Raw genomic sequence first — 12,070 nt, 5'->3', positions numbered from 1 at the left:
GGAACGAGGTCTGGAGGTTCACGCCGAGGACGACGCCGTACCAGAGCGGGTCGAACCCCATCTCCTTCAGGATCGGTGCCAGGACCGGGAGGTGGATGAACGAGATCTCGATGTAGTCGAGGAAGAAACCGAGGATAAAGACGAGCCCCATGACGCTCGAGAAGACCGTCCAGGGCGGCATCCGCATCTCCGCGATGAAGTTCCGCACCAGCGTGTCCCCGCCCATCCCGCGAAACGCCAGGCCGAAGGCCGTGGCGCCCACCAGGATGATGAAGACCATGCTCGTGAGGCGGGTTGTCACCTGCATCGTCTGGTGGAGCATCTGCCAGCTGAACTTGCGGTAGACGACCGTCAGGACCAGGGTGCCCGTGGCGCCGACCGCCGCCGCCTCGGTGGGCGAGGCGATCCCGAAGAAGATCGAGCCCAGCACCGCGACCATCAGAGCCAGCGGCGGGACCAGGACCCTGACCGCCCTGAGCGTAAGCTGCCGCGACGTGAACTGGGCCCGCTCCTCGGCGGGAATCGGCGGGGCCAGGTCGGGACGGACGAAGCAGATCAACAGGACGTAGACGACGTAGAGGCCCGACAGGATCAGGCCGGGAATGAACGCGCCCAGGAACAGGTCGCCCACCGAGACGCCGAGGATGTCGCCCACGAGGACGAGGACAATGCTCGGCGGGATGATCTGGCCGAGCGTCCCCGAGGCGCAGATCACCCCCGAGACCAGCTCCTTCTGATAACCGCGGCGGATCATCGTCGGCAGCGAGATGAGCCCCATGGTCGTCACGGTGGCGCCCACGATGCCGGTAGAGGCCGCGAGCAGGGTCCCGACGATCACGACGGCGATCGCGATGCCCCCCGGAACGCGCCCGAAGACAAACCCCATGGTCTCCAGGAGATCCTCGGCAATCCCTGAGCGCTCCAGCGTCACCCCCATGAAGATGAAGAGGGGGACCGCGATCAGGGTGAAGTTGGTCATGACGCCCCAGACACGCAGCGGGAGGAGATTGAAGAAGCCGAGCCCGAAGGCGTAGAGCCCGAAGGCCAGCGCCGTCCCGCTGATGGTGAAGGCGATCGGGTAGCCGGTCATGATCAGGACGGTGAAGACCAGGAACATGTAGGCGGGAAGGAGTTCGGTAAAACTCACTTCGGCGCTTCCTTCCCGAGCACGAACAAGAGGTTCTTGATGGTCTCCGAAACCCCCTGGAGCCCGACCAGAATGAAGCCGAGGGGGATCACGGCCTTGAGCAGGAACCGGCCCGGGATCCCGCCCGGGTCCGGGGAGCCCTCGAGGACCTTCACCGACGCGGCGACGAACGGGATCGAGGTCCAGACCAGGAGAAAGGCCGTGGGAAAGAGGAAGACCACGCCGCACACCAGATTGACCCAGGCCTTCCGCCGGGGCGACAGCCTCGCGTAGATGATGTCCACCCGCACGTGGTCTCCCTTGAGGTGGGTGTAGCCCGCCGCGGCCAGGAACAGGACCGCGAAGAGATGCCATTCCAGCTCCTGGACGAAGACGAAGCTCTGCCGGAAGAGGTAGCGCGACATCACGTCGTAGCTCGTCACCACGACCAGGAGCAGCGCGAGCCACGAGGTGGCGCGGCCGACCCAGTCGTTCAGCGCGTCGATCCGCCGGACCACGGTGTGCACGAGACCGAGCGTTTCCGCTTCGCGCTCGATCCGCGCGGCTCGCGCGTTGATGGACGGCGCGACGTCCGGGTGTTTATCCAATGGTCACGTCCACCACAAAGCCTGGTCGAGTCATGGGGCGCATACTACCCTGAACGCTGAGGCCACTTCAAGTCATTGTTCGATCGGCTTGTGATCACACGCCGCCTGACGCCTCTCCCCCGTGCTCCTTCCTCTTGCCGTTTTACCGACTCCCGGCCAACCCGGGGCCCAGAACACATTTTTATATGCTTTTCAGATACTTACAGAAGCCTTGACCGTTCGGGCTCAACATCATTAGAATCAGACCGACCAGTCGGTTCGACACGAGACCGATTATGGAGTCGGCTACAACGACGGCTCGCTTCAAAGACCAGCGCCTGCTTCCCGTCCGGGAGAAGGTGCAGGCCGGCGAGCGCCTGTCGCGCGACGACGGTCTCCTGCTCTTTCGGACGGATGACCTCCTGGGTGTCGGGCAAATGGCCGATTTCGCCAAGCGGCGCCGCGTGGGCGACTGGGTGTTCTTCGTCATCAACCGCTACATCAACCCAACCAACCTCTGCGTCCTGTCGTGCAAGTTCTGCGACTTCGCCCGGAAGCCGGGGCAAGCCGGCGCCTTCGAGCACTCCATCGAGGACATCCTGGCGATGATCAAGCCCGACGTCCGGGAAGTCCACATCGTGGGGGGCCACCACCCGGATTGGCCCTTCGAGTACTATGAGCGGCTGATCGGGGCCATCCACGGCCAGCACCCGCAGGTCCAGATCAAGGCGTTCACCGCGGCGGAGATCGACTACTTCTGGCGGCGCTGGAAGATCCCTCCGGAAGACGCGCTCGCGCGGCTCAAGGCCGCCGGGCTCCACTCGATGCCGGGCGGCGGCGCGGAGGTCTTCTCGAAGCGCCTGCAGAGGCTCCTCAACTATACGGGGAAGGCCGACGCGGACCGCTGGTGCGAGATCCACGGGGTCGCCCACGGCATGGGGATTCGGACCAACGCCACGATGCTCTACGGCCACGTGGAGACGCTGGAGGAGCGCGTGGACCACCTCCTCCGCCTCAGGGCCCAGCAGGACGAGAGCGGCGGCTTTTTGACCTTTATCCCGCTCGCCTACCAGGTGGGGAACACCAGGCTCGTGCCGCGCCAGACCCCGCCCACTGACGACCTCCGCACGATCGCGGCCTCGCGCCTCCTCCTCGACAACTTCCCCCACGTGGAGGCGTACTGGGTGATGATCGGCGAGGCGACGGCCTCGGTCGCGCTCCACTTCGGCGCCGACGACGTCAACGGGACGCTGGAGGACGAGCGCATCGCCCACTACGCCAAGGCCGAGAGCCCGGCGGGCCTGGCCCGGGAGCAGATTTTCAGGATCATCCGGGAGGCAGGCAAGATTCCGGTGGAGCGGGACGCGCTCTACAACGTGATCAAGGTCTGGAACTGATGCTCAGGGTCGGGTGCATCCCGTATCTCAACTGCGAGCCCTTCTTCGCTCATCTCTCGGGGTTCGAGCTCCACCCGGTCACGCCCCGGGCGCTCGGGCAGGCCATGGCGGATGGAACCCTCCACGCAGGCCCCCTCTCATTGGTGGACTTTCTAAACCTCGATGGCGCAGTGGTGCCGCTCCCCTTCGGTATCGCGACGCGAGGGCCAGCGCGGAGCGTGGTCCTCCTCTCCGACCGCCCGCTCTCCAAGCTCGGCGGCGCGGTCATCGGTGTCACCAGCGAGACATCCACGTCGGTCCAGCTCCTCAGGCTCCTCTTCGCCCTCAAGTACGACGTGACCCCGCGGGCCTGGGTCGGCGCCGAGGAGCCCTGCGACGCCCTGCTCCTGATCGGCGACGGGGCCATCCGCGCGCTGAAGTCGCCGCCCCGCTTCTCTCATATCGTCGACCTGGGGAGCGAATGGGCTCAGTGGACAGGGCTCCCGTGCGTTTTCGCGCGGTGGGGCGTGCGCGTCTCGGTGCCAGAAACGGACCGGCTCGCGTTCTGGTGCGCCCTCGACGAGGCGCTCGATCACGGGCTCGCCTCCATCCCCGAGATTGCCTCGAGACGGCGCGACACCGGGTTCACGGCCGCGGAGGTGACCGCGTACCTCGACGGGTTCACATACCGGCTGGGCGCCGAGGAGGAGAAGGCGATCGCCGAGTTCAGCCGCCTCCGGGCGTTCCTCCAGGACGCGCGGTGCTGAGCGAAGCCCGGGATCTCGTCGAGGCAGGGAAGCGGCTGTCGCGCATGCACGGGCACTGGCTCCTGACGGAGGCCCCCCTGCTCGAGCTGGGGAACCTCGCCCAGGAGGCGCGGTTCAGGCTGATCCCGGAGAAGCGCGTCACCTTCGTCATCGACTCGAACCCCAACTACACCAACGTCTGCGTCACCGACTGCCAGTTCTGCGCCTTCTACCGAAAGCCCGGCGACCCCGAAGCCTACACCCTCACGGTGGAGGAAGTCCTGACGAAGATCGAGGCTGGCGCTGCCAGAGGCGCGACGACGATCCTGCTTCAGGGCGGCCACAACCCCGACATTCCGCTCGACTACTACCTCACGCTGGTCCGCGAGACGCGGCGGCGGTTCCCACAGGTGACGCCGCACTTCTTCACGGCCTCCGAGGTCCAGACCATGGCCCAGGTCTCCGGCCTCTCGGTCCCGGACGTGCTCCTCCGGCTCAAGGACGCCGGCCAGTTCACGCTCCCCGGCGGCGGGGCCGAGATCCTCTCCGAGGGTGTGCGGAAGCGGATCGAACCCAAGAAGGGCGGGCCCGGGGCCTGGCTCGAGGTCCACCGGGAGGCGCACGGCCTCGGCTTCAAGACGACGGCCACCATGATGTACGGCCACGTGGAAGAGCCCGGCGATGTGCTGGACCACCTGGACGCGATCCGCGATCTCCAGGACGAGCACGCCGGCTTCACCGCCTTCATTCCGTGGTCCTTCAAGCCCGGGAATACCCTCCTCGAGAAGTGGATCAAGCACGCCGCCGGCCCGAACGCCTATCTCCGGGTGCTCGCCGTCTCGCGCCTCTACCTGGACAATTTCCCCCACATCCAGGCCTCGTGGTTCTCCGAAGGCAAGCGGACGGGACAGATCGCGCTCCACTTCGGCGCGGACGACTTCGGGGGAACACTCTTCGAGGAGAACGTTCACCGGGCCGCAGACTTCGTCAACACCACGACCCTGGACGAGGTCTGCGCGCTGATCCGCGAGGCCGGTTTCACCCCCGCCCAGCGCACGACGCTGTACGAAATCCTGAAAGTCTATTGATTCCGGGCGGGTCCTGTCGGCGCCCAGCCCCACCGTGCTCGCTCCAGCCAGCGTCAGCTTCTCCATAGTCGCGCTGCCGCCAGCCGGCCGCTCTCTTGTTTTCGCGGTGCGCTCCGCGCGGCGGGGCGCCCCGGGCGCCGCCTCCCGTCCGGAATCGCTCGGTGAGATCCGTTGCGCGCTGGGCACCCACTGGGCCAATTGTGTCGCGCGATTACTACAAGGGGTCGAGGGGCGGGATGTCGGGAATCAGACCGCTCGCGTGAGCCTTCTGGAACAGGACCTCCAGCGCCCGGCGCCCGGCGTCGCCCAGAGCCAGCGTGTAGTCGTTCACGTACATGCGCACGAAGCGCCGGCAGGTCTCCCGATCGATGCCTCGACCGAACTCCATCGCGTAGCCGATGGCCTCGTCCTCGTGGGCGTACGCGTAGGCGATGGAGTCCCTGAGCGCCCGAGAGAGCTGCCGATGGAGGTCCTCTCCGAGATCCCGCCGGACGACGTTGATCCCGAGGGGGAGCGGGAGCCCGGTCTCCCGCTCCCACACCTTCCCGAGGTCGAGGACCGGGTAGAGCCCGAGCGCCTGATGGGTGATCTGCCCCTCGTGGATCAGGAGCCCCGCCTCCGCCTGCTCGTCGAGCACCACCTGTGGGATCCGGTCGAAGGGCACCTCGATGATCGGCGGATCGCCGCAGTAGAGCCGGAGCAGAAGCGCGGCGGTGGTGTGGCTCCCGGGGATGGCCACGACGCGCTCGGAGATCTCCTGCGCGTCCAGCGGGACCCTGGCGACAAGCACCGGGCCGTATCCCTTCCCCATGGAGGCGCCGGGGTCCATGATCCGGTAGCGGTCGGCGACCAGCGCGTACGTCGCGGCCGAGACCGCGGTGACCTCCAGTTCGCCCTCGCACGCCCGCCGGTTCAACCGCTCGATCTCCTCGAGCACGTGCTGGACCTCGACGCCGGGCACACGCAGCTTGCCGGCCGTCAGGGCATAGAACATGAAGGCGTCGTCGGGGTCCGGGCTATGGCCGATCCGGATCAGGGGCACAGGATCCGTCCGTGAAGAAAGGGACTGCCCGCGAGAGGATCCTCCAGGCCGCCCTGGAGGTCTTCGCCCGCAAAGGGTATCACAGGGCGATCGTGGACGATATTGTCCGCGCGTCGGGCACGTCCAAGGGCGCCGTCTACCATCACTTCCCGACCAAGGAAGCCCTCTTCCTCGCCCTCGTGGACGAGTTCTCGAATCACCTCGCGACGGCGGTCGCCCAGGCCATCGAGAGCCGCCACGGGGCGCTCGGCAAGGTGGAGGGCGCCCTCCAGGCGACGCTCGAGACGTTCAGCCGCCACCGTGAACTGGCTCGGATCCTGCTGCTCGAAGCCGTCAGCCTCGGCGCGACCTACGAGGCGAAGCGCGCCGAGGTCCACAGCCGCTTCGCCGCCCTGATCAAGGGCTACCTGGACCAGGCCGCGCGCGAGGGCTCGATCCCGCCGCTCGACACCGAGGTCGCCACCCTGGCGTGGCTCGGCGCCGTCAACGAGGTGGTGATCCAGTGGCTCCACACCGGCCGTCCCGAGCTGGCCGAGGCCCTCCCCGCGCTGACCGCCATCCTCCTCCGCTCCATCGGTGCCGCCCCGCCGAACCGGGGCTGACGCCGGCTCAGCGCCTTCGCCGAACGCGGCGCACGCGCGGAATCCACCGGGGAACTTCTCTGAGATACTCCTCGTATGCCTCGCCAAACTTGTTGAGCAGCTGGGGTTCCTCGCCGCAGAGGACGAACCAGTGGCACGCCAGCCACACCAGGGTCGCGTAGACCAGGAGCGTGAGCGAGCGGAAGAGGACGGCCTCGCCCACGAGGATGAGCGTGATGTCCGCGTCGCCCCAGCCCCGCAGGCTCCCTGCCCTACGCCTTCAGCGCCATGACGATCAGCTCCCCCGGCTCCTTGGAGCCGTATGGGCTCCAGTCGTAGTCGGCGTACACCTCCTCGACCCGAAACCCGGACCGCGCCAGCAGGTGCTCCACCTCGAACCGGAAGAAGGCCACGTCCTGTCGCTCTCGGTACGGCACCACGTGGTCGTAGAACTCGGCCACAAACGCGTACTCCTCGTAGCCTCCTGAGCGATCCATCGCCGCCTCCAAAACCCTTTTGACACCCGCTTCCCCGGCTCCCTATACTGAGCCCGCTCCGCATTCCGTTCAAGGAGGCCTCGCGTGGGAACGATCACAGGCGCTCACCTGCTCATCCGCACCCTCAAGCGCCACGGCGTCCGTCGGCTCTTCGGGCTCTGCGGCGACCACGTCAACGCGATCTTCAACGCCTGCCTCGACGAGGGGATCACCATCGTGGATGTGAGGCAGGAGTCGGGCGCGACCCACATGGCGGACGGCTGGGCCCGGGTCACCGGCCAGCCCGGAGTCTCGGTCGTCACCGGCGGCCCCGGCCACACCAATTCCATCACCGGCATCGCGACGGCGTGGATGGCCTGCTCCCCGATCATCGCCATCAGCGGCATGCACGAGTGGGGGCTCCGCGACAGGGGACCGCTCCAGGAGATCGACCAGGTGGAGCTGGTCCGCCCCATCACCAAGTGGGCGCGCGTCGTCACCGACCCGGCGCGCCTTGGCCAGTACGCCGCCATCGCCTACCGGGAGGCGGTGAGCGGCCGGCCCGGCCCGGTCCACCTCACCATCCCGGGCGACGTCCTGGAGGCGGCGGTGGACGATTCGAGAATCGCGATCCCCGAGCCGTGGCGCCACGAGGCCACGGCCGCGTCGCCGGATGCCGTCGACGCCGCGCTGGATCGGCTCCAGAGTGCCGAGCGGCCCGCGATCATCGCGGGGAGCGGGATCTGGTGGGCTCGCGCGTGGGAGCCCCTCCAACGCTTCGTCGAGGCGACGGCGCTCCCCTGCTTCACGATCGGCATGGCACGCGGCAGCCTCTCCGACGAGCACCCGCTCTGCTTCGGCTACGCCGACGCGGTCCTCAACCCTGCGGCCCGCGAGATCAGGGAGGCCGACGTCGTCCTGCTGATCGGCAAGCGGATCGACTTCCGCCTGGGCTACGGCAACCTGTTCGGCCCGAATGCCCACCTGATCCAGGTGGACATCCACGCCGCAGAGCTCGGCCGGAATAGGAATGCCCAGCTCCCGATCCAGTGCGACGCCGGCGCCTTCCTGGCCCAGATGGCGGCGGGCGCCGAGAAGCGCGGAGGCTGGAAGGAGAAGCCCTGGGCCGAGCGGCTTCGCGCCGCCCGGCGCGCGGCGGCGGAGTCACGCCGGCCCGACGAGACCTCCGACGCCTCGCCGGTGCACCCGCTGCGGATCGTCAGGGAGGTGCGCGAGGCGGTGAACTCGGACGTGGTCTGGGTGATCGACGGCGGAGACTTCGCTCAGTGGTGCCGGCTCGCCCTCCCCGCGCGCAAGCCGGGCCACTGGGTCAGGCTCGGCGCCCTCGGGACCGTCGGCGCGGCGATCCCGCTGGGCGTCGTCGCCAAGCTCGCCAAGCCCGACTGCCCGGTCGTGATCCTGACCGGTGACGGCGGCATGGCCTTCCACTCCTGGGAGCTGCACACGGCGCTCCGCTTCAACGCGCCGGTCGTCGTCGTCGTCGGGAACGACTGCGGCTGGGGGATGGAGCGCGAGCTGCAGGCCGCGTTCTACGATCGGACCGTCGGCGTGGAGCTGGGTCCTGTCCGCTACGACAAGGTCATCGAAGGGATGGGCGGCCACGGCGAGCACGTCGAAGTGCCCGCGGAACTTCGTCCCGCCCTCGACCGGGCGCTGAAGTCAGGGCGGGTCGCCTGCGTCAACGTGATGATGCGCGGGGTCCCGAGCCCTCTCACCACGGCCAACATCGCCCGCGCTAAGGGGCCCAAGGTCTAACCTGGCTCAGAGCGGCCAGGACTCCCGGCGGTAGCCCATCTCCCAGAACATCCACTCGTAGCGGCTTGTGGTGACGAAGTGCCGGCGGACCGAGTCGCGCTCCGCGGGCTGGAGGCGGGCCGCGGTCCGGTTCGTGGCGTCCAGGACCGCGCGGACCAGGCTCCCGAACTCCTCGGATGCGTAGGTGCCGATCCAGCGCGCGTAGAGCGGGTCCGGCGAGCCCGCCCGCTCCAGCTCCTTGCCCACCTCCCAGTAGATCCAGTAGCACGGGAGCAGCGCACCCAGCACCTCGTGAAACGGCGCGCCGTAGGCCACCGACAGGAGGTAGCTGGTGTAGGCCAGGTTCGTGGGCGCCATGGGCGTGGCCGCGACGTCGCCGGGAGTGAGGCCGAACTCCTGGAAGAAGCTCTCGTGGAGCGACCGCTCCACCTTGAGGGCACCGGCCGCGTGCTCGTTGAACATGATGATCCAGTCGTCCTGCGGGGCGCGCGCCGCCGCGATGGACAGCGCCCGGGCGAACTCGCGAAGGTAGAGCGCGTCCTGCACCACGTAGAAGCGGAAGCTTTCCCGCGCGAGGGACCCGTCCGTGAGCCCCTTGATGAAGGGGTGGCGGAGGATGCCCGCGTACATGGCGCGGATGGAGTCCCAGAGCTCGTCGGTGAACGCCATGACGCTACCGGCTGACGGCGCGCCAGTGCTCGGCGATCGTCTCCAACGCTGTGAACGCGCAGGCCGAGCGGGCGCCCGCGGGCCAGGGCGAAGCGGCCACGGCTAGCGGAGCGCGGCGGGAACGACGGAAGACGCCCGGGGTTTCGGAGGCTCGATAGGAACGTCCCAGATGAACGTGAACCCCAGGGCAAACCAGCCCGAGGCCTCACGCGCCACGAGGACGTCGCGATGCACCGGCGGCGCCGTCCAGCCGGACAAGCCGAAGCGGACCGCTGTCGTGGGGCCGGTCCTGACCGTCGTCGTGAACGGAGCGATGAACGCCGGGTCGTGACGCGCGCGGGTGTTGTCCGGCGTGAAGTCGGTCTCGCGCGGGTGGGTGATCTGGGGCGGCTGTCCCGGAAGGACGAACTCGGGCAGCCTCACGCGCTCGGGCGGCGGCGCTACGATCTCAACCTGTTGCGCCCAGGCGGGCGCCGTCGCAAGGAGAGCGAGGCCCGTCCCCAGCCCCAGAGCGACGATCAGGCGAATTCCTCTCATGAACCCATCATGGCAGAGGCGCGGGCAGGGCGCAAGCCCACCTACCTGATGAGCCCGTCAGCCCGAAGTCGTTCGATCTCGTCAGGAGCGAGCCCGAGGAGGTCGCCGAAGATCCGTTCGTTGTCCTCGCCGAGGCAAGGGGCCGGCCGAACGAACTGCCCGGGAGTCACCCCGAGTGTGATGGGGGACGTGTAGAGCGCCAGCGAGCCCAGGGCCGGGTGCGCGACGGAGGCCACCGTCCCGCGCGCCAGAAAATACGGGTGGGAGGTGTGAGCTTCAAGGCCGAGGACCGGAGCGGCAGAAACCCCCACGCTCTGGCACCGCGAGGCAACGTCGGAGGGGGCGAGATCCCGGGTCCACCCGGCGATCAGGCGATCCAGTGCCTCACGGTTCTGCCGACGGCGCTCAAGGTCTCTGAACCGAGCCTCGCGACACCAGGGCGGGTCGCCCATCACCTCACAGAGCGCACGCCACTCGGCCTCGGTCTGACAGGCGAGCGCGACCCATTCATCGTCGCCGGCACAAGGGTAGATCCCGTGGGGCGCCAGGCTCGCGTGGGTGGCGCCCTGGGTGCCCCACACCCGCCCGTTCCTGAAGTAGTCGATCAGCGCCTCACCCACGAGGCCCACGGTCGCTTCGAGCTGGCTCATGTCGATCCACTGGCCCTCCCCTGTCCGCTCCCGGTGCCAGAGCGCCGCCAGCACCGCGAAGAGACCGTGGTGGGCGTTCGAGGGATCGGCGTACCCGAAGGTCAGCGCGCCAAGGCAGCGCTCGCCGGGATACCCGATCAGGCGCTCGAGACCGGCGAGGCTCGACAGCGACGGCGCGAACGTCCTGACTGCCTCCCAGGGCCCGCCGTGCCCCGCCGCCGAGCACGAGATCATGATCAGGTCGGGCTTGACGCGGGCCAGCGCCGGGTAGTCGAGCCCCACCTCCCGGAGCACGCGGGGCGAGAAGTTCTCGACGACCACGTCGCTCCTGGTCACGAGGCGCCTCAAGAGCGCCGGGGCGCCGGGATGGCGGAGGTCCACGGTGATGCCGAGCTTTCCGCGGTTGTACTGGTGGAAAAGAAGCACTCGGTCCACCTCATCGGCCCTGACGGCGAGAGCGTCCGAGACCTTCTCGTCCTCGCCCAGCGGCGTGGGAATGAGCCGGCAGTAGTCGAGGCGCCGCGACGATTCCACCTTGATGACCTCGGCGCCGAACTCGGCGAGCAGGCTCGAAAGGACCGGCCCCACCGCGACCCAGCCGAAGTCCACGACACGCAGTCCGTCGAGCGGTCTCACCGGATGATTGCCTCGTGGCGGAGCGAAGCGAGCTCGCCGGCGGAAAAACCGAGGCGTCCGAGAACCAGGTCCGTGTGCTCGCCGAGGAGCGGGGCCGGGCTCAGGACCTGGCATGGAGTTCTAGAGAAGCGCCACGCTGCCCCGGGATACGTGAGCGTTCCGACCTCGGCCCGCGTGATCTGGACGAAGAAGTCCCGGGCGGTGAGCTGGGGACACCGGGCGACTTCCTCCGCGGTCCGGACGGGCGCGAAGGGAATGGCGTGCCGGCGGCAGAGCTCCTGGAGCTCGGCGCTCGTCCGCTCCCGCAGGTAGGGGACGATGAGCGCGTCCACCTCGTCAGGATAGTCGCGCCCCATTGCGGCCCTGTCGCGGTAGCGCGGGTCGCGCGTCCACGCGGGGTTCCCCAACGCATCGAGGAAGCGCTTCCAGGGGTGGCCGGAGCGCGTGATCAGGCAGAAGTAGCCGTCCTTGGTCGGGAGAATCGCGTACGGATAGTATCCGCCCGATCCCGACGCCCGGTGTCCGGAGCGGCGCCACGGCAGACCGGTCTCGGTGTAGAGCGGCGAGGTGATCCCGCCGTAGAAGGCCATCACCTCGGCTGTCGCCACGTCGACGTGCTGGCCGTGGCCGGTCTTCTCGCGCGCAAGCAGGGCGAGGAGCCCGCCGCACGCGCCGTTGATCCCGCCCTGGTAGTCGGGCTGGGAGGCGGGGAGCGGGAGCGGCTGCCGTCCCAACTCCCCGATCACGATACTGGCGCCTCCCATAGCCCCGGCGTGGAGG

Annotated in this window: 14 protein-coding genes; 5 read left to right on the top strand and 9 right to left on the bottom strand. The window is 68.5% G+C overall.

Annotation, left to right across the window (positions count from 1 at the left end; translation table 11 throughout):
• Both HY726_19495 and HY726_19490 read right to left on the bottom strand, forming a co-directional pair.
• Window positions 1-1,117, bottom strand: a 1,117-nt coding sequence (locus HY726_19495) for a TRAP transporter large permease subunit (protein MBI4611180.1), incomplete at its 3' end; no start/stop codon positions are given.
• A gap of 26 nt (window positions 1,118-1,143) precedes the next feature.
• The gene (locus HY726_19490; protein ID MBI4611179.1) at window positions 1,144-1,683 is read right to left on the bottom strand and encodes a TRAP transporter small permease subunit; all 540 of its coding nucleotides are present in this window, start codon (window positions 1,681-1,683) and stop codon (window positions 1,144-1,146) included.
• Window positions 1,684-2,009: 326 nt separating this feature from the next.
• On the opposite strand from HY726_19490, the gene mqnE reads away from it, so the two are divergent.
• The 3 genes from mqnE to mqnC are packed head-to-tail and all read left to right on the top strand — an operon-like array spanning window position 2,010 to window position 4,923.
• Window positions 2,010-3,110, top strand: a complete 1,101-nt coding sequence (gene mqnE / locus HY726_19485) for an aminofutalosine synthase MqnE (GenBank protein MBI4611178.1) — start codon at window positions 2,010-2,012, stop codon at window positions 3,108-3,110.
• On the top strand, window positions 3,110-3,856 hold the full coding sequence (locus tag HY726_19480) for a menaquinone biosynthesis protein (protein ID MBI4611177.1): 747 nt from the start codon (window positions 3,110-3,112) through the stop codon (window positions 3,854-3,856). The genes mqnE and HY726_19480 overlap by 1 nt, the downstream gene beginning before the upstream one ends.
• A gap of 44 nt (window positions 3,857-3,900) precedes the next feature.
• Complete coding sequence (mqnC, locus tag HY726_19475; GenBank protein ID MBI4611176.1) at window positions 3,901-4,923, top strand: dehypoxanthine futalosine cyclase; 1,023 nt, start codon at window positions 3,901-3,903, stop codon at window positions 4,921-4,923.
• Window positions 4,924-5,137: 214 nt separating this feature from the next.
• Here mqnC and HY726_19470 read toward each other — a convergent pair whose 3' ends face one another.
• On the bottom strand, window positions 5,138-5,959 hold the full coding sequence (locus HY726_19470; GenBank protein ID MBI4611175.1) for an ABC transporter substrate-binding protein: 822 nt from the start codon (window positions 5,957-5,959) through the stop codon (window positions 5,138-5,140).
• A 17-nt stretch (window positions 5,960-5,976) separates the two neighbouring features.
• Here HY726_19470 and HY726_19465 point away from each other — a divergent pair, with 17 nt between their 5' ends.
• Complete coding sequence (locus HY726_19465; GenBank protein MBI4611174.1) at window positions 5,977-6,567, top strand: TetR/AcrR family transcriptional regulator; 591 nt, start codon at window positions 5,977-5,979, stop codon at window positions 6,565-6,567.
• A gap of 7 nt (window positions 6,568-6,574) precedes the next feature.
• Here the strand turns inward: HY726_19465 and HY726_19460 are convergent, their stop codons facing one another.
• Window positions 6,575-6,769, bottom strand: a complete 195-nt coding sequence (locus HY726_19460; protein MBI4611173.1) for a hypothetical protein — start codon at window positions 6,767-6,769, stop codon at window positions 6,575-6,577.
• Window positions 6,770-6,818: 49 nt separating this feature from the next.
• A complete protein-coding gene (locus HY726_19455; protein ID MBI4611172.1) occupies window positions 6,819-7,043 on the bottom strand; it encodes a hypothetical protein in 225 nt (74 codons plus the stop codon).
• A gap of 84 nt (window positions 7,044-7,127) precedes the next feature.
• On the opposite strand from HY726_19455, the gene HY726_19450 reads away from it, so the two are divergent.
• Window positions 7,128-8,798 carry a thiamine pyrophosphate-binding protein gene (locus HY726_19450; protein MBI4611171.1) on the top strand — a complete coding sequence of 557 codons (1,671 nt, stop codon included), beginning with the start codon at window positions 7,128-7,130 and terminating at the stop codon, window positions 8,796-8,798.
• 6 nt (window positions 8,799-8,804) lie between these two features.
• Here the strand turns inward: HY726_19450 and tenA are convergent, their stop codons facing one another.
• The 4 genes from tenA to HY726_19430 form a co-directional block, all read right to left on the bottom strand.
• Window positions 8,805-9,467, bottom strand: coding sequence for a thiaminase II (gene tenA, locus HY726_19445; protein MBI4611170.1), 663 nt, complete (start codon window positions 9,465-9,467; stop codon window positions 8,805-8,807).
• Window positions 9,468-9,569: 102 nt separating this feature from the next.
• Window positions 9,570-10,004 carry a hypothetical protein gene (locus HY726_19440; GenBank protein ID MBI4611169.1) on the bottom strand — a complete coding sequence of 145 codons (435 nt, stop codon included), beginning with the start codon at window positions 10,002-10,004 and terminating at the stop codon, window positions 9,570-9,572.
• A gap of 41 nt (window positions 10,005-10,045) precedes the next feature.
• Window positions 10,046-11,290, bottom strand: coding sequence for a CoA transferase (locus tag HY726_19435; GenBank protein ID MBI4611168.1), 1,245 nt, complete (start codon window positions 11,288-11,290; stop codon window positions 10,046-10,048).
• Window positions 11,287-12,070: CoA transferase (locus tag HY726_19430; protein ID MBI4611167.1), on the bottom strand; the 784-nt coding region annotated here is incomplete at its 5' end. The genes HY726_19435 and HY726_19430, both read right to left, overlap by 4 nt.

Source organism: Candidatus Rokuibacteriota bacterium, from assembly GCA_016209385.1.
GTDB lineage: Bacteria > Methylomirabilota > Methylomirabilia > Rokubacteriales > CSP1-6 > JACQWB01.
This window is presented reverse-complemented; position numbering and strand designations above follow the sequence as displayed.

What these genes read in the sequence shown, in the direction of transcription:
- mqnE (MBI4611178.1), top strand. Translation starts at nt 2,010, where the DNA reads ATGGAGTCGGCTACAACGACGGCTCGCTTCAAAGACCAGCGCCTGCTT.
- HY726_19480 (MBI4611177.1), top strand. Translation starts at nt 3,110, where the DNA reads ATGCTCAGGGTCGGGTGCATCCCGTATCTCAACTGCGAGCCCTTCTTC.
- mqnC (MBI4611176.1), top strand. Translation starts at nt 3,901, where the DNA reads ATGCACGGGCACTGGCTCCTGACGGAGGCCCCCCTGCTCGAGCTGGGG.
- HY726_19455 (MBI4611172.1), bottom strand. Translation starts at nt 7,043, where the DNA reads ATGGATCGCTCAGGAGGCTACGAGGAGTACGCGTTTGTGGCCGAGTTC.
- tenA (MBI4611170.1), bottom strand. Translation starts at nt 9,467, where the DNA reads ATGGCGTTCACCGACGAGCTCTGGGACTCCATCCGCGCCATGTACGCG.
- HY726_19440 (MBI4611169.1), bottom strand. Translation starts at nt 10,004, where the DNA reads ATGAGAGGAATTCGCCTGATCGTCGCTCTGGGGCTGGGGACGGGCCTC.